At 30.8% G+C, this 17225-nt stretch carries 12 protein-coding genes; 4 read left to right on the forward strand and 8 right to left on the reverse strand.

The features are described from left to right. Nucleotides 1-38: 38 nt before the first annotated feature. From BLV79_RS06595 to BLV79_RS06615, 5 genes are all read right to left on the reverse strand, one after another. Entirely contained in the window at nucleotides 39-2090 is a 2052-nt protein-coding gene (locus tag BLV79_RS06595) for a family 43 glycosylhydrolase (RefSeq protein WP_074717320.1), read from the reverse strand. A 110-nt stretch (nucleotides 2091-2200) separates the two neighbouring features. Further along, nucleotides 2201-3883 (reverse strand): endo-1,4-beta-xylanase, encoded by a 1683-nt coding sequence (locus tag BLV79_RS06600; protein WP_074717321.1) that lies wholly within the window; start codon nucleotides 3881-3883, stop codon nucleotides 2201-2203. A 346-nt stretch (nucleotides 3884-4229) separates the two neighbouring features. Then, complete coding sequence (locus BLV79_RS06605) at nucleotides 4230-6026, reverse strand: methyl-accepting chemotaxis protein (protein ID WP_074717322.1); 1797 nt, start codon at nucleotides 6024-6026, stop codon at nucleotides 4230-4232. 271 nt (nucleotides 6027-6297) lie between these two features. Continuing rightward, nucleotides 6298-6933 (reverse strand): response regulator transcription factor, encoded by a 636-nt coding sequence (locus tag BLV79_RS06610; RefSeq protein ID WP_074717323.1) that lies wholly within the window; start codon nucleotides 6931-6933, stop codon nucleotides 6298-6300. A 9-nt stretch (nucleotides 6934-6942) separates the two neighbouring features. Further along, entirely contained in the window at nucleotides 6943-8058 is a 1116-nt protein-coding gene (locus BLV79_RS06615) for a sensor histidine kinase (protein ID WP_074717324.1), read from the reverse strand. A gap of 147 nt (nucleotides 8059-8205) precedes the next feature. On the opposite strand from BLV79_RS06615, the gene BLV79_RS06620 reads away from it, so the two are divergent. Genes BLV79_RS06620 through BLV79_RS06630 form a run of 3 tightly spaced genes read left to right on the forward strand, consistent with a single transcriptional unit; the run spans nucleotide 8206 to nucleotide 11421 of the window. After that, nucleotides 8206-9150, forward strand: coding sequence for an ABC transporter ATP-binding protein (locus tag BLV79_RS06620; protein WP_074717325.1), 945 nt, complete (start codon nucleotides 8206-8208; stop codon nucleotides 9148-9150). A 50-nt stretch (nucleotides 9151-9200) separates the two neighbouring features. Then, nucleotides 9201-10283: an ABC transporter permease gene (locus tag BLV79_RS06625; RefSeq protein WP_074717326.1), complete on the forward strand. Its 1083-nt coding sequence runs from the start codon at nucleotides 9201-9203 to the stop codon at nucleotides 10281-10283. After that, nucleotides 10270-11421: an ABC transporter permease gene (locus BLV79_RS06630; protein WP_074717327.1), complete on the forward strand. Its 1152-nt coding sequence runs from the start codon at nucleotides 10270-10272 to the stop codon at nucleotides 11419-11421. The genes BLV79_RS06625 and BLV79_RS06630 overlap by 14 nt, the downstream gene beginning before the upstream one ends. 182 nt (nucleotides 11422-11603) lie before the next feature. On the opposite strand, the gene BLV79_RS06635 is transcribed toward BLV79_RS06630, so the two are convergent. Genes BLV79_RS06635 through BLV79_RS06645 form a run of 3 tightly spaced genes read right to left on the reverse strand, consistent with a single transcriptional unit; the run spans nucleotide 11604 to nucleotide 15894 of the window. Then, nucleotides 11604-12383, reverse strand: coding sequence for a Cof-type HAD-IIB family hydrolase (locus BLV79_RS06635; RefSeq protein WP_074717328.1), 780 nt, complete (start codon nucleotides 12381-12383; stop codon nucleotides 11604-11606). 15 nt (nucleotides 12384-12398) lie between these two features. Continuing rightward, nucleotides 12399-14168, reverse strand: a complete 1770-nt coding sequence (locus BLV79_RS06640) for an ABC transporter ATP-binding protein (RefSeq protein WP_143470226.1) — start codon at nucleotides 14166-14168, stop codon at nucleotides 12399-12401. Then, on the reverse strand, nucleotides 14161-15894 hold the full coding sequence (locus BLV79_RS06645; protein ID WP_074717342.1) for an ABC transporter ATP-binding protein: 1734 nt from the start codon (nucleotides 15892-15894) through the stop codon (nucleotides 14161-14163). The genes BLV79_RS06640 and BLV79_RS06645 overlap by 8 nt, the downstream gene beginning before the upstream one ends. A gap of 162 nt (nucleotides 15895-16056) precedes the next feature. Here BLV79_RS06645 and BLV79_RS06650 point away from each other — a divergent pair, with 162 nt between their 5' ends. Then, complete coding sequence (locus tag BLV79_RS06650; protein WP_074717343.1) at nucleotides 16057-17022, forward strand: LysR family transcriptional regulator; 966 nt, start codon at nucleotides 16057-16059, stop codon at nucleotides 17020-17022. Nucleotides 17023-17225: the final 203 nt, after the last annotated feature.

Here is a 17225-nt window from a genome sequence, read left to right on the forward strand (position 1 = left end):
TTTTTTAATCAGTTATTATCATTTATTAACTATAATAACTAATTTACTTTTTCAAAAATAAACTGCTGATTTGTATTACCTGATGTACTCCACTGGCATACATTTGTACCATCGTTTTTACCGAAGTTATATACATCAACACTCTTTGATCCATTACTTACTTTTGTCGCAATAGTAACTACGTTGTTTCCATTTGCTTTTTGTAAATAGAATTTCTGAGCATCATGTCCCATTGCATTGTAAATCTGAAGGTTTGTACCATTTTCATTTTTACCATAAGCAAGATCTAACATGAAGTTACCTAAACCACTCTTTAAAGTAATATAACCATCTGATGTGTTCTGTAAGTACCATTTTTGTCCTTGTACACCTGTTCCGTGTCCAATTTCTACGTTAGTACCAGCTGCACCTCTATTACCAGCTACCTGTAAATATTTCTGTGAATTTACATTTTTGATGTAATACCAACCATCTGAAAGTCTGACATTTCCTTTAGAATTGCCTGGCTGTGGGTTGCTTGGTTGTGGGTTGCTTGGTTGTGGGTTACTTGGCTGTGGGTTGCTTGGTTCTGGATTGCTTGGCTGATTGTTTGATGTAGAGAACTGCCACTTATCAACAACAACATCTCCTGAAGCGACAAAATAAATATCTTTTGTGCCACTTACATTCACACTTGCAGTAACATTTCTGTATGAATATGCATTATTAGTTGCTGGGATTGTAACGTATCCAATTGTACGTCCATTGAGTGAACCTTCAACAACCTTAATAACCGCACCATTTTTAGAACCTGCTGTAATTGTTATATTTTTTGCACCATTACCAAATGCAACTTTTGAAACTTTAGTCCATGATCCTCTGTTATATGATACTGCTGTATCACCTAAACCATAGACATTTATTCCACCTTGATCTAACATATTTTCTGCCTGATTTACTGTATATGGGTTTACATTTGAAATTTGGTTTACACCTTTTAAAGTACCTCTGGCTGGTGAAATACGACCATTTTGCATAGATATTTCGTCTACATGTGCTGTTCTATAACCCATTTGTGAACCATATATTTTTTTATTTAACCATTCTGAATGATAGATAATATATGATTTACCTTTAAACTGAACGATAGAATGGTGATTATTACCTGCTGTTCCAAAGAATGAACCTGGATTATCTAAGCAAACGCCCTGATATCTGAATGGTCCCATTGGGCTGTTACTTGTCATATATGCAATCTTTGCATTTCCTAAAGGTCCACCTGCCCAGTTTGTACAGTATGAATAGTAATATGTATTACCTACTTTATTGATTCCAGAATCTTCTAAAATCCATGGTGCATCTATTTCTTGTGGAACCCCTGCTAAACTTGTCATATCACTTCCTAATTTTACAACTCTTGCTGTCTTAGGATTAGCATTTCTTCCTGAAGGAACTCCTCCACCAAAATATAAATATCCTGTTCCATCTGAATCTACAAGTACAGCTGGATCAAATAACCATGTTACATTTCCACAATTTGGAGTTGATTTAGTAATTAGTGGACGATTAATTGGATCTTTCCATGGTCCTGTTGGCGAATCACTTGTTAAAACTCCAATTCCACCTGCGTTATTTGCAAAATATAAAAAGAATTTTTCTTTTCCGTTAATCTTTTTATGTGCTGCACATGGAGCCCATGAGTTAGTTGCCCATTTTGCTGCACCATTCCTACCAGCTACATTAATTGTGCCATTATCTGTCCAGTTAACCATATCTTCTGAAGACATGACATTAATCTGATTAACTTGTTCATATGTATTCTTTTTTACATATCCACCATTTGGATTGACTGTTCCATCATTTGTTGAATATACATAGACTTTTCCGTTATATTCCATTGCACATGGATCTGCACTATATTTTTGTGTTATACAAGGATTGTTTCCTTCTTTTAAACCTTTTGCCAAACGGATTCCGTTAAAAGCAGAGCTTGCATCTGCTGCTTTAACTTCTTCTGTAACAGTAAGTTTTTCAGGCAATACTGATGCCCCCATAATACTTGTAACTAAGGAAAGCGTCAAAAGTGACATACCTAATGTTTTTATTTTCATAGTTTCCTCCTATAAAAAAGACTGCCAAAATATATCTGACAGTCTTAAAATTTTTCTTGCCAATCAGTGCTATATATTTATAAATACTATATAATCATAAATATATAAAATTATCTAACAGGCTCGAAGATAAATTGTTGATTTACATTACCAGATGTACTCCACTGGCATACATTTGTACCATCGTTTTTACCGAAGTTATATACATCAACACTCTTTGATCCATTACTTACTTTTGTTGCAATAGTAACTACGTTGTTTCCATTTGCTTTTTGTAAATAGAATTTCTGAGCATCGTGTCCCATTGCATTGTAAATCTGAAGGTTTGTACCATTTTCATTTTTACCATAAGCAAGATCTAACATGAAGTTACCTAAACCACTCTTTAAAGTAATGTAACCATCTGATGTGTTCTGTAAGTACCATTTTTGTCCTTGTACACCTGTTCCGTGTCCAATCTCAACGTTAGTACCAGCTGCACCTCTGTTACCAGCTACCTGTAAATATTTCTGTGAATTTACATTTTTGATGTAATACCAGCCATCTGAAAGTCTGACATTTCCTTTAGAATTGCCTGGCTGTGGGTTACTTGGTTGTGGGTTACTTGGCTGATTATTTCCTCCCATTTTATATCCAGAATCAAAGAATGCCTGTAAAACAGCATTGTATGAAGGTTTTTTAACACCATCTCTTGAATATAATAATGGTTTTTCATTTCTTCTCCATGATGTATCATCAGCTAATCCCCACCATACTACTGCAGAAATGTTTCCACCTGCTTTTTTACAATCAAGGATTGCCTTCATGATATTGTAGAAATAATTAGCCTGGTCTGTATCATTTTTACCACCAGCATCTAATTCTGTAATTTGAACTTCATATCCTTTTCTACAGAATGCCTGTAAAGCCTGTTTATAGTAAGCAGGTGAAGGATAATTTGAGCTTAAGTGTGATTGCATACCAACACCAGCACAAACTTTTTTACCACTATTTACATAATCAACTAAGTTAATTACATCATTAACTTCCATGTATGTATTATAGTCATTGTAGAAAAGATGAACTTTGTTTGTAAGTTTGAAGTATTCAAGGCTTTCGTAAGCATACTGGAATGCTTTTTTTACGAAAGGTGCTCTAGAACCGAGGTTGCTACCGTAAATTTTCTGCCATCCTGAAGGTGCTGAATTAGCATGTAAATACTCATTAACAACGTCCCATGCATAAATGATGCTACCATATTTACTTTGGCAAACGTGGTTCATGTAAGTTTTGATATAAAACTCCATTCTAGCGTCCATTTCAGCCTGACTTACATAATTACCGTATTTTGTGAAACCTCTTCTAAAGAACCAGTCTGGTGTCTGGCTATGCCATACAAATGTATGACCTCTCATTTTTAACCCTTTGTCATAGCAAGCTTTTAACATTTTATCAACTGTTGAGAAATCAAGTCTTGGAATTGTCTGCTCTCTATAGTTGCTTGGAATATAATAGCCCATCTGTTTAGCCTGTTGAACTGACATAGTATTTGCCTGCCATCCTAAGATGTAATCAGGTTTCATTTCATTTCCTACTGTAATACTGTTATACTCTTTTGAAGCATAATTTAATTTATTAGGATTTAGAATTTCATGTGCTTCGATTGCTGTACCAACATGGTCAAAAACTGAACCATATGTATTTAGCAAGTTAGCATTGTTAGGGATTGATGCTGCTTTAACTGGATTAGAACCGCATAAAACAGCTGTAACTACCATGCAAAAGCATAATAGTGAATTTAAAATTCTCTTCATAAACCTTCCTCCAAACACATTTCGAAAAAACATTTATTTGCTTTGTTTTTTATCGAATTTGCATTTTTTTAATTGTTTTTGCTTTAATTACAAACGTTTGAATTAATTTTTCTTAATGATTAATCACTCAATTAGTCTAACATTTATTGTTAAAAGTTGCAATACTCTGTATTTTTTATATATTTTCATTATCTTTGAATTAATTTAATTTTAATTTAACTTTTACGTTGTTTCATAAGCCATTTTAATTTTACATAAAAATAATCATGGTGATTTTGTACATTTCACCATGATTATTTACATTTTTATATATTAATTTATACAAAATATTTTTACATTTTTCACCTTAAAAATCAAATTTCGATACAAATCCTTGTAATCCTTGTGCACTTTCTGCTAATTTTTCTGATGCACTAGCTACTTCATGAGTAGATGCTGCTTGCTCTTCTGATGCAGCTGATACATTATGTGTCTCATCCGAAATATGCTTACTCATTTCTTCAATTCTTTCAATATTGTTTTCTATTGAATCCGTACTTTGACTAATATCTCCAACAATTTCGCTCATCTTATCTGATTGCTCAGAGATTGAAAGTACCATGTCATGAATATGATTAAACGTTGAACCAGCCTCATCAACAACTTCACTACCTTCCATAACATTTTTCGCACCATTCTTCATTGATTCTACGGCTTCTTCTGATTGTTTTGTAATATCATTAATTAACTCAGTAATATTGCTTGCTGCCTGATTTGATTGTTCAGCAAGTTGGCTAATCTCACTTGCTACAACCGCAAATCCTTTACCCATTTCACCCGCTCTTGCGGCCTCAATACTTGCATTTAACGAAAGTAAATTTGTCTGTGTTGCAATACCTGCAATAGTATCTACAAACGTATCAATATTCTTTAATTTTTCACCTAAGCTTTCAACAACACCTGATGTATACTCAACAGATTCTTTAATTGTTTTCATCATCTCTGTTGCGTTATTCATATCCAATGCACCTTTTGCAGCCGAATCATTCGTTTCTTTTACTAAATTTCCGGTATTAACTATAGCTTCTTCAAAATTATGCATATTAGAAACTAGTTGTTGTGTTTGATTACTTGTATCTGAAACTGATGATATCTGCATAGTACATGAATCTGCTACACTAGTACATGATTCTGCCACCATTTCACTTGCTTCTGCTGATTGAATTGCACTTGCTGATAATTCATCTGCTGCAGATGCCACATATTCCGTTGTATCCGATATTTTAATCATAAGATTTCTGATATTTTCATGCATTACATCAAGCGCTTCTGCGATTTGTCCAACCTCATTATTATGGCGTTTTATCTTTCTAACTTTAGCTAACTCGTCATTTTCTGTAAAATCACTATTAGACATTAACATCATCTGATGTGTAATCATAATTATTGGATTTATCAAACGTCTTCCAAAGAATATTGCGAAAATAGTACCACAGACTATCAAAACTACCAAAATCACAAATGTCTGAATCAAATTATTTCTCAATGCAACATTGGCCTCTTTAACATATTCAGACTCTAATTGATCGATATAATCAATCCATACACCTGTACCAATAACCCAGTTATATGGTTTAAACTGAACCGAATAACTTAATTTAGGTAATGGTGTTCCTCCATCTTCTTTTGCAAAACTATACTCAGCATATCCACCGCCTTCTTTTTTGCCTGCATCTAGGATGGCCTGAACGTACTTTACACCATTTGGATCAACTAAATCACTACGATCTTTACCTTCAATGTCTCTTCCCTGTAAAACAACATTCACTCCTTCTGATGTATCAATCCAAAAATATCCCTCTCCGTCAGAATACTTCATATTTCTAACAAAATCAGCACATTGGTTTTTTGCTTCCTTTTCTGAAATCTTACCTTTCTGTTGTTTTTCATAGACATGTTCAATATAACTTACTACAACCTGAACCTCATTTTTTAAAGCGATTTTTTGATCTTCTAAAAGTCTTTCCCTATAAGATGCGGTCTGAGACTTATTTGTTGCTATAATTTTATTTATTGAGAAAATATCTATAACTGTAGCTGTTATAACAACACTTAGTACAATGACCATAATTATCGTCAGTTTCAACGAACCTCTTTTTTTCATATTACATCCTCCTGCCGTAGTTTATATTTCGCATAATTAAGTTATTATTATAAAATTTTTATTGATTTTCATGTAAATGAATTCTTTATAAAAATATAATTAAAAAATACAAATTAATAACATAAAAATTAAGACAACCGCTCCATGAGTTATTTCGTATTTTTCTCTTTAACTCTTTATCTTTTAATTATAAAGAGTTTATTATTTATGTTTTGTGAAATATGTCAATCGACTTAGTTTCAGCGAATATGATATAATATTAAGTTATAGATTATTTGTTTTTCAAATAGAATACTGCAAGTTGTGTCCTGTCTCTTAATTCTAGTTTTTCAAGAATCACACTTAGATAATTACGAACTGTTCCTTCTGAAAGGCACAAAATATCCGATATTTCCTTATTATTTTTGCCGTCTGCGACTTGTTTAATTATATCCATTTCTTTATCATTTATTCCCTTTTCCTCAAAAATCAAACTATTATCGCCTTTATCTTTTCCCATTAATTGAGGAATTCTACTCATAACCTTTCCTCCAAAAACAGTTTGACCTGCTGCAACCGCAATAACTGCTGGTTCAATTGATTCAAAATCTTGTTTTAAAATATATCCTTTTGCACCTATATTTAATGCTTTTACTATATATTCATCATCCTGAAATGTTGTTAACAATAATATTTTAGCACTATTATTTTCATGCAAAATTTCTTCTGCTGCCGATAAACCACTTTTGTTTTTCATTTGAATATCCATCAAAACCACATCTGGTTTATATTTTTTATACAATTCAATTGCATCGTCTCCGTCCATTCCAGTTGCTACCACTTCAATCTCACCATTATTCTCTAAAATTGTTTTTAAGGAAATTGTAACTAATTTATCATCATCAATTAAAATTACTTTTTTCTTCATTATGTCCTCCTATTTAAAAATTGTGATAGTAATCCTAAATCCATTGTCTGTTGAAATCCTTAATACTCCATTCAATGTTTCAACTCTTTCTTGAATGCTAGAAATTCCCATTCCTCCAACAAAATTTTCTTGAATCTCTGTTCCATTATCTGTAACGACAAGTTTATAAAAACCTGGATTTTCTACTATTTCGATTCTCACTTTATTTCCATTGCTATGCTTTAAGGTATTAGTCAAAGCCTCTTTTATAATTGCGAGAAAACCATATTTAATATTTTTATCAATTTGATTTTCAACTTCGTATTCAAAGTCAATATCTAACTTTGGAAAAGCCATTATCAATTCCTTTACTGCTTTTTCTAAATTAATTGAATCATCATGCAAATCATGCACACTGTTTCTAATATTATTCATAGCAACATTTAATGTCTGTTGTAAGTCATTTAACTGCTCTTTTAACTTTTCTTCTTTTTCAAGTACTTTTAATGCACCTGTTTGCAAAATTGCTCTTGTTAGCATATGACCAACATTGTCATGTATTTCTCGCGCAATTCTATTTCTCTCTTTTAAAGTAGCCATACGTATCTCAACATTCTGCTGTTCTAACAAAATCTTATTTCTTTCTTTTAAAAAGTTTTCATTTTCTTGATTATCATCTCGCATTTTTTTTATTTTTTCAGTTAATATTCCACGTTTTTGAGAAACAAAAGATAATCTAAGACTAATAAGTAATAGTAATATAGTATAGATAAATATTTCTTTTTGCTTATCAATAGACTCTACATCTGAATATAAATTCTGTGCTATAAGAAGATAATACATTAAAATAGCAAAAATGCCCCCGATAACAATATATCTTTTTTTCTTAAAAAAATCGTAGGCAATCAATGGGTAAAACGGAAAGCATACCAACCATTTTATTCCTGCTAAAATGTATAATATCCCAAAAAACTCTACTAAATATGTTATGTCACATTTTTCAACACCAAATTTTATATTTGGCAATAATGTAATAATAATTGCTAATAAACTCGCAATTACTATGGCTTCATCTGCAGCTATAATATATAAAGACAAAAAGCCACACGCAAAAACTATCCCCTTATCTAATAATTCTTGTCTCATTTTTCCTCCATTTTCATGACATTTGTCACTTACAATTACTGACATTCTTCACTTATACAATAATTATACTTTTTATATAATTAAATCATAAAAAATATACCATGTAAATTATATTATTAGAATATTAAATAAATTGGAGGAAAACTTATGTCTAATGTAATTGAAATTAATAACCTTGTAAAAAGATACAAAGAACTTGTTGCACTTGATCATTTTAATTTAACAGTTGACGAGGGTGAAATTCTTGGATTACTTGGCCCAAACGGTTCTGGAAAAACTACAACTATCAACTGCATTTTAGCTCTTTTAACATATGATAAGGGTTCAATTAAAGTCTTCGGAAAAGAAATGAAGGCTACCTCTTATGATATAAAAAAAGATATTGGCGTAGTTATGCAAGATGTTGCTGTTTTTGACGATCTTACTGTCTATGAAAATGTTGATTATTTTTGTGGTCTATATATAAAAGACAAAAAAATTCGTAAGCAATATGTTGAAGAAGCCTTAAACTTTGTAGAACTTACAGATTTTTATAAATTTAAACCTAAAAAACTATCCGGCGGTCTCCTTCGAAGATTGAACATTGCCTGTGGAATTGCTCACAAACCAAAACTTATTTTTTTCGATGAACCAACTGTTGCTGTAGATCCACAAAGTCGAAATAAAATTCTTGATGGAATAAAAGAATTAAATCGCAAAGGTGCAACAATTATTTATACTTCACACTACATGGAAGAAATTGAGCAACTCTGTTCAAGAATTGTAATTATGGACAAAGGCAAAAGCATTGCGATGGGAACAAAAGACGAACTCAAAGCAATGATTCATAAAACTGAAAAGATAACGATTGAAGTAGCTGATTTAGCATCAGATTTTTCTTCAGAATTTGCTAAGCTTCCTAACTTTTCTAGTTATTCCTATAATGATAATGTTTTAAATCTTACTTTTAAAGGTGGTCGCAACAATTTAGCTCATGTTATGAATATTTTAAGCAAACATCCTGGTAATTTAGGAAGGATATCTTCTGAAACCCCTACTTTAAATGATGTATTCCTTGAAATTACAGGAACTGAGTTAAGAGATAATGTATAACATCTCAAAAAATGTCAAGACTATACTTAAAGATAATTAGGAGGTTTATCATGTTTATTCATTATTTTAAATATTGTTTTATTACTTTTCTTAGGAAAAAAGATATATTATTTTGGACATTATTGTTTCCTATCGCATTATCTAGCTTCATGTACGCAGCCTTTGGAAACATTACAGAAACAACAGAATTAGCTAAACCTATACCTGTTGTTGTTATACATCACCATAACGATCCAATTTTTGATCAGGTATTAGATGTAATGTCAGATGGCGACAATGCTATTTTAAAACTTAAAGATATGAACGAAAAAAAAGCTCTACAGGCACTTGATGATGAAAAAATTGTAGGTATTTTCTATGTTGATGATAAAATATCTCTCTCCGTAAAAGGAAATAATCTAAAAGAATCTGTACTTAGCACTTTTTTAGATGAGTACCTGCAAAAACGTGAAACCATGAATTTTACAAATGTTTACGCTTGTCGTGACAAATTAAAAACTCATGGCACTCAAGACAATTTAGTTTCTAGTTTTTACGCTGTACTTGCAATGTCTAGCCTTTTTGCAGTATTTAGTGGAATCGATCAAATTTACTGTTTTCAAGGGAATTTATCGTCACTAGGTGCACGAAGAAGCATCGCACCAACGCCACGCTCAATAATTATATTAGCTGAATTTTTGGCTGGCTTATTTTTCCAGTTTTTAGTTTCTTCACTTGCATTCTTTTATATGAAGTATATTTTAAGAATAAATTTTGGTGATAGAATTTTAGAAATTTTTCCTGTTTTATTACTCGGAAATGCCTGTGGTCTTTCACTTGGAATCCTTATAGGTTCCCTTTCGTTTCCTAAAACACTTGGTGGTAAGTTGGGTTTGGCCACTTCTTTTAGTATGATACTTTCAGTTGCCGATGATCTTTGTGCTCCTTCTGTCCGAATTATGATTGAGCATAATTACCCAATTTTAAATCGCCTAAACCCTGCAACTGTAATGTCAGATGCACTTTATTCTTTAAATGTATATGACTCTTTAAATCGTTATTATACAAACCTTTTTTACCTAGGCGCAATTGCATTTATTCTTTGCCTTGTAAGTTACTTTTTTATTAGGAGGAACCGTTATGCCAATATATAATCTATTTTTGAAAATATTAAGATCAAAAATCGGGCAACTAATTACATATATTGTTATATTTTTATGTATTACTATGATTTTTCTTGCTAAAGTTGCATCGCCATCTGAAAGTGAATATAAAAATATAAAATTAACTGTTGCACTTTGCGATAAGGATTGCACTACCGAAAGTAAGCTTTTAAGCAAATACATTAAAGAAAACACAGAAAGCTATAATATTAATTCCTTTAAAAAAGAAACAATTCAGGATGATTTATTTTTCAGAAGTGTTGACGCTGTAGTAATCATTCCTAAGGGTTTTTCAGAGGATTTTATTAAAAAGAATGGCAACAACTGCATAGATACCTACTCAATTTCAAATACTATGACATCAAACATGATGAAAGATTTAATTAATAGATATTTATCCACAGCTCTTGCCTATTCAAACCAGGGACATAGCCTTAGCGAAAGTCTCTCTTATGCTGAAAAAATATCTAAAATACACGCAGAAGTAAATCTTGTTAGTAAAAAGTCTTCAACTTTTACAATGCGCTATTATTTCTTTTCATATTTAGGTTACATTTTTATTTGTACGGCATTTATTTGTGGAATATCAATTTTAAAAGTACTAAACACCAGAAAATTAGCAGCTCGAATTCAGTGTTCTTCGTATCATTTCTCTAAGAAAAATTTTGAAATTTTTCTAGGAATTGCAACACTTGGATTAATTATATATTCTGTATTTGCTATACTTTCATTTATAATTATTGGGCAAAGCATTTTCACAATAAACGGTGCTCTATTTTTCCTAAATGCATTTGGCTATATGGTTATGACACTTTCACTTGCATATTTCTTTGGCCAAATTATAAAAAAAGATGTTTATATTTCTGCTGTTACAAATATAGTTGCTCTATTCTTTAGTTTTTTAGGTGGTATTTTTATTCCTATCAATTACCTTGGTGAAAACGTATTAAAAATATCTCATTTTCTACCATCTTTTTGGTATATCAAAGGATGCGAATTTGCAGAAAACTACAGTAATGGTAGCATTATACAAACATTTCATTACATTGGAATCGAACTTATTTATGCATTTGTTTTCTACTTGGCAGCAGTTACAGTTATTAGAATGAGATATAAAGATGAGCTTTAATTATTAAAAAATATATGTATTAGATAGCTTTTAATACTTGATGAAATATAATAAGAGACGAACTTTAATAAAAAAAGAAAATCTAAGCACGTTATTTTCTTACTTAGATTTTCTTTTTAAATTTATAATGTTATTATTTATGCTTTATTTTTATTTAAATTTGTAAAAAAACACTCTTTTTACTACAATTGTCTTAATACACACATAACGCCATCTTCGTCATTACTTTTTGTAATATAATTTGCAACTTCTTTAACTTTATCATGTGCATTTAACATCGCATAACTTTGCGCACAGCTTGCTAACATTTCATAGTCATTTAAATAATCTCCAAAAGCCATACTTTCTTCTTTGGTTATAGAAAACGTATCCTGAATAGCCTTAATTGCAACACCTTTATTTACATTTTTACATGCTATATCAATCCAGCTGATACCTGAAAGAACAGCATTTAATGATTTGGGAACAGCTTTAAATTTTTCATAAAATTTCTCTGCCTCCTTGTTTTCAAAAAACACAGCAATTTTGACAATATCATCTTCTTGTGCTGCTTTCAAAAGATCACTGACATACTCTAACTTTTCATAGTACATTGTTGCATTTTTTATAACATCAGCTGAAGTACTATCATGCATATATGCACTTTTTGCCCCACAAATTATCATATGTGCTGTAGGAAATTGTTCAATAAATTTTACACACCTTGCAATATCATCTTTAGGAATTTCATTTTTATAGATTATTTTACCCTTTTCGAAAACAAGTCCACCATTTTCTGCAATAAAAATAAGATTATCTTTTATATCCATAAAATCTTTTTCTAAAGTGTAATACTGTCTTCCGCTTGCAATAACTGTTTTAATATCCGAATGTGAAAGTACCCACTTTTTGAAATCTTTTGGCATATTTTTAGAACTATCTAACAAAGTACCATCCATATCTGTCGCAACTAATTTAACCATAATATCTCCTTAAAACTATATTTCTTTTCCAAGGAATTGGCTTTGATAAAGCTCATAATAAAAACCTTTTTTATTCATTAATGACTTATGGTTTCCTTTTTCTATAATTGAACCATCTTTCATTACCAAAATAATATCAGCACTTCTTATGGTGGCTAGTCGATGTGCTACGATAAAAGTCGTTTTGCCTTCCATTAATTTTTCAAAAGCTTCTTGTATCTTTATTTCTGTTCTAGTATCTATTGAAGATGTAGCTTCATCTAAAATCAACATAGATGGCTTACTCATCATTACTCTTGCTATACAAAGCAACTGTTTTTGTCCTTGTGAAAAATCGCCGCCATTTTCCGAAACTATTGTATCATATTTTTTAGGTAAACGCTTTATAAAAGAATGAATATGACATGTTTTTGCAACATTTATCATTTCTTCTTCTGTTATAGATGGGTTCCCCATTGTAATATTGTCACGAATTGTTCCACTTTTTAACCAAGTATCCTGCAATACCATTCCGTAACTATTTCTTAATGAGCCTCTAGTTACATTTTTGATATTATTTCCATCTACAGTGATTTTCCCGGCTGTTATATCATAAAATCTCATTAATAAGTTAATTAGAGTTGTTTTCCCACAACCTGTTGGGCCTACAATTGCTACCTTTTGACCTGGTTTTACAGATAAATTAAAATTCTCTATCAAATGCTGATTAGGCACATATGAAAAACTCATATTATCAATTCCAATAATTCCTTCAACATCATTTAGGACTATAGCCTCATCAGCTTCTTTAATCTCTTCTTTTTCTTCAATTAATTCAAATAATCTTGCTGCACACGCAATTGCATTTTGTAATTCTGTAACAACTCCTGATATTTCATTAAACGGTTTAGTATATTGATTTGAATAGCTTAAAAAAGCACTAAGTTGACCTACTGTGACCCGTCCATTGATTGCTGAAACTGCTCCCGCAATACCAACACCAGTATAAACCAAGCTATTAATAAATCTTGTACTTGGATTTGTTAGTGATGAAAAAAATGTAGCCTTTAAAGAACACTCATTTAATTTATCATTTATTTCATCAAATTTCTCCAATGTGATTTGCTGTCTGTTAAATGCTTTTACAACTTTTTGTCCTTCTATCATTTCATTTATAAAAGCGGTCTGTTTGCCTCTTATTTCTGACTGTTTTTTAAACATTTGAAATGTATGCTTTGAAATAAAACCGGCAACAAAAAATGATAAAGGTGTCACCAAAATAACAACAAAAGTAATTATTATGTTAATACTAAACATAAACAATAATGTACCTAAAATAGTAATCACACCTGTAAACAATTGAGTAAATCCCATTAACAAACCATCTGCGAACTGATCCGCATCTGCAATAACTCTACTTTCAATTTCACCATATGAATGTGAATCAATATACTTTAAAGGTAATTTTTCTATTTTCTTAAAAGCATCATTTCTAATATCCCTTACTACACAAAAAGTCATTTTATTATTGCATAAATTCATAAACCATTGTGCCAAGCCTGTTATAATTACAAACGTAATTATTGTAACAATTTTTGTAATTACGCCCTTAAAATCAACATTGTTTTTGCCAATCATATAATCGACAGCTTGTCCTGTGATTTTTGGAATATATAAAGTTAAAACAACCGTTATAAAAGCCAAAATCATAGAAGTTATCAAATACTTTCTGTATTGTTTAATATACTTTAAAACTTTTTTAAGTGTTTCTTTTTGTCCTTGATTTATCTTATTCATTTTAGCCATCAACTTCCTCCTTTGGGAACTGAGAATAATAAATTTCTTGATATATTTCATTAGTTTTTATCAATTCATCATGTGTTCCCTGACCAACAATTTTGCCATCATCAAGAACTAAAATTAAATCTGCATACTGTACTGATGCTGCTCTTTGTGAAACAATAAATGTTGTCAAATTATTTTTTAAAGTTTTGATTGCCATTCTAAGTTTAGCATCTGTCGCAAAATCAAGCGCTGAAGCACTATCATCTAAAATAAGTATCTCTGGATTTTTCATAAGAGCTCTTGCAATTGTCAAACGTTGTTTTTGACCGCCTGAAAGATTTCTTCCATTTTGTTCTACAAAGTATTTTATATTATCCTTTTTGGCCTGAACATACTCTTTTGCCTGTGAAATATCAAGTGCTCTTTCGATATCATCCTTTGTTGCGTTTTGATTACCCCATCGAAGGTTTTCTTCAATCGTTCCTGCAAACAATTCAGCTTTTTGAAGTACCATTCCTATTTTTTCTCTTAAAATAGAACTCTTATATTCTTTTACATCATTTCCAAAAACATTAACCGAACCCTCATTTACGTCATAAAACCTAGGAATCAAATTAACGAGAGAAGATTTTCCACTTCCTGTACCACCAATAATACCGATTGTTTGTCCTTTTTTTGCTGAAAATGAAATATCTTCAAGCGCTAATCCAGCTTCTTCATCATAACGTAACGATACATGTTTAAATTCTACTGCAATTTCTTCATTATCCGAATCAATCTGCTCTACAGAACCTTCTTTCATGTTTGGTTCTTCTTTTAAAATATCTTCTATCCTGTTACCACATGCTACAGCTTTTGTAAGTTGGATAATTAAATTTGCTAATTTAATAAGTTCAATTAAGATTTGAGACATATAATTTAAAAGTGCAATAAGCTGACCACTTGTCAAAACACCTTTGTCTATTCTTATTGCTCCTTTATATAGCAAATAAACCGTTGCCAGATTAACAATCACATAAGTAAGTGGATTCATTAAACCTGAAATTCTTCCAACAAACTGCTGTGATGAATTTAGTTTTTCATTATTAGCTTCAAATTTTTGTTTTTCTTTTTTCTCTATATTGAATGCTCTAATTACACGAACTCCACATAAGTTTTCTCTTGTACTTGTCATGATTTTATCGAGATTAGACTGTACTTTTGCATAAAGTGGAATTGTAGTAAGCATAATTCCAAAAACTACAACAGCCAATACCGGAATCGTTACTACAAAAATCATTGCTGATTTTGAATCAACTGTAAATGCCATAATCATAGCCCCAAATACTATAAATGGCGAACGTAAAAATAAACGTAACGCCAAATTTACACCTGACTGTAACTGATTAATGTCACTTGTCATTCTTGTAACTAATGTATCTGTTCCAAATTTATCAAGCTGTGAATATGTAAATTCTTGAATTTTCGAAAAAAGAACATGACGCACTTTAGTTGCAAATCCTGTTGCCGCTTTAGCAGCAAAATACTGTGCTGTAATGGATGAAGCTAATCCGCATATTCCAAAAGCAACAAGCACTAAGCACATCTTTATAATGTAAGGCACATCAGAATTTCTAATACCTACATCAATTACTCTAGCCATTACAAGTGGAACAATTAATTCAAAAGTTGCTTCTAACATCTTAAATAAAGGTGCTAAATAAGATTCTTTTTTATACTCTTTTAAATAAACTAATAAAGATTTCATTATCAATCCTTTCTTCAAAATATTGATTTGTTATACTTTTTTATTGTATCATCTAACCAATTATATTAAAATAATAAAAAACAAATACATACTATATATTTTTTGTATATCTTTTGTATTATAATTAGATTTAATACACTTTTTCATCAAAAAGGAGAACATATGGATACAAAACAAATGCTTTATTTTACAACCATAATAGATGAAGGAACAATTAATGCTGCTGCAAAAAAACTTCACATGACACAACCTCCTCTTAGTATGCAAATTAAACTTCTTGAGGAAGAGCTTAATACTAAACTAATTATTCGTGGTTCTAGAAAAGTCACACTTACTGATGCCGGACAAATTTTTTACAATCGTGCTAAAAATATTCTTGAATTAACGGAGGATTTAAAAAAAGAAATAGTCGACACCAAAAGTGGTACTCGTGGAACAATTAGAATCGGTATAGTTTCATCAATAAACAATTATGTTTTACAAAAAATTATCATGCCTTTTGCAAAAAAATATCCCGATATAAATTTTATATTAACTGAAGAAAACACCTATACTCTTGTCGATATGGTTAATTCAAAACATTTAGATATTGCCATAGTTCGAACTCCTTTTACAGAATCAAAGGATTTTCAGGTTTTAGAATTAGAGAATAATAATCTTTATGCCGTAGGCAATGAACGTTTTTTTGCTGAAACTACTCAAAGCAGTACATACACTAAGGAAACGTCAACCTGTTCTGCGAATGGAATGTTAGCTGATTATGAAAATATAGATAAAATTCTAGCAAGCCAGCCTCTTATTATTTATAAACGTTGGAAAAAAATCCTAGATGTATATTTTTCTGAGCAAAACATTATTCCGAATTATTATTGCATTACCGACGATGCACGAACCTGTTTTTTGTGGGCTCAAAACAATATGGGAATAGCTATTGTTCCACAATCTATTATTTCTGATCAGGTAGATTACTCTGATGAAATGATTTGTAAAAAAATAAATAAACCATTTATTTCATCAACAATATGCGCAATTGTAAATAAAAAAAAATATTCGTCTAGCTCCGTTTCTCTTTTATTAAAAGATCTTGAAAAAATAAAAAACAAAACAAATAATACCAAAATCAACTAGATAAAATAAAATGGATGCTATATTTCAACACTTCTCTATTGTTCTAAAATTTTCTGAACAAATAAATGTTGAAGATACAAGCATCCATTTTAGGGGATTGAGGGGTGGGTATAAATATTTTTCTATTTTTTTTAATTTTTTACATTTTTAAGTATTATAGTTTACATATTTTATGGGGGTATTGGGGGTATAATATATTATGC

Origin of the sequence: Lachnobacterium bovis DSM 14045 (genome assembly GCF_900107245.1) — a bacterium.
Lineage (GTDB): Bacteria > Bacillota > Clostridia > Lachnospirales > Lachnospiraceae > Roseburia > Roseburia bovis.

Coding starts and splice junctions, on each gene's coding strand:
- BLV79_RS06595 (WP_074717320.1), bottom strand. CDS start 2,090: ATGAAAATAAAAACATTAGGTATGTCACTTTTGACGCTTTCCTTAGTT.
- BLV79_RS06600 (WP_074717321.1), bottom strand. CDS start 3,883: ATGAAGAGAATTTTAAATTCACTATTATGCTTTTGCATGGTAGTTACA.
- BLV79_RS06605 (WP_074717322.1), bottom strand. CDS start 6,026: ATGAAAAAAAGAGGTTCGTTGAAACTGACGATAATTATGGTCATTGTA.
- BLV79_RS06610 (WP_074717323.1), bottom strand. CDS start 6,933: ATGAAGAAAAAAGTAATTTTAATTGATGATGATAAATTAGTTACAATT.
- BLV79_RS06615 (WP_074717324.1), bottom strand. CDS start 8,058: ATGAGACAAGAATTATTAGATAAGGGGATAGTTTTTGCGTGTGGCTTT.
- BLV79_RS06620 (WP_074717325.1), top strand. CDS start 8,206: ATGTCTAATGTAATTGAAATTAATAACCTTGTAAAAAGATACAAAGAA.
- BLV79_RS06625 (WP_074717326.1), top strand. CDS start 9,201: ATGTTTATTCATTATTTTAAATATTGTTTTATTACTTTTCTTAGGAAA.
- BLV79_RS06630 (WP_074717327.1), top strand. CDS start 10,270: ATGCCAATATATAATCTATTTTTGAAAATATTAAGATCAAAAATCGGG.
- BLV79_RS06635 (WP_074717328.1), bottom strand. CDS start 12,383: ATGGTTAAATTAGTTGCGACAGATATGGATGGTACTTTGTTAGATAGT.
- BLV79_RS06640 (WP_143470226.1), bottom strand. CDS start 14,168: ATGGCTAAAATGAATAAGATAAATCAAGGACAAAAAGAAACACTTAAA.
- BLV79_RS06645 (WP_074717342.1), bottom strand. CDS start 15,894: ATGAAATCTTTATTAGTTTATTTAAAAGAGTATAAAAAAGAATCTTAT.
- BLV79_RS06650 (WP_074717343.1), top strand. CDS start 16,057: ATGGATACAAAACAAATGCTTTATTTTACAACCATAATAGATGAAGGA.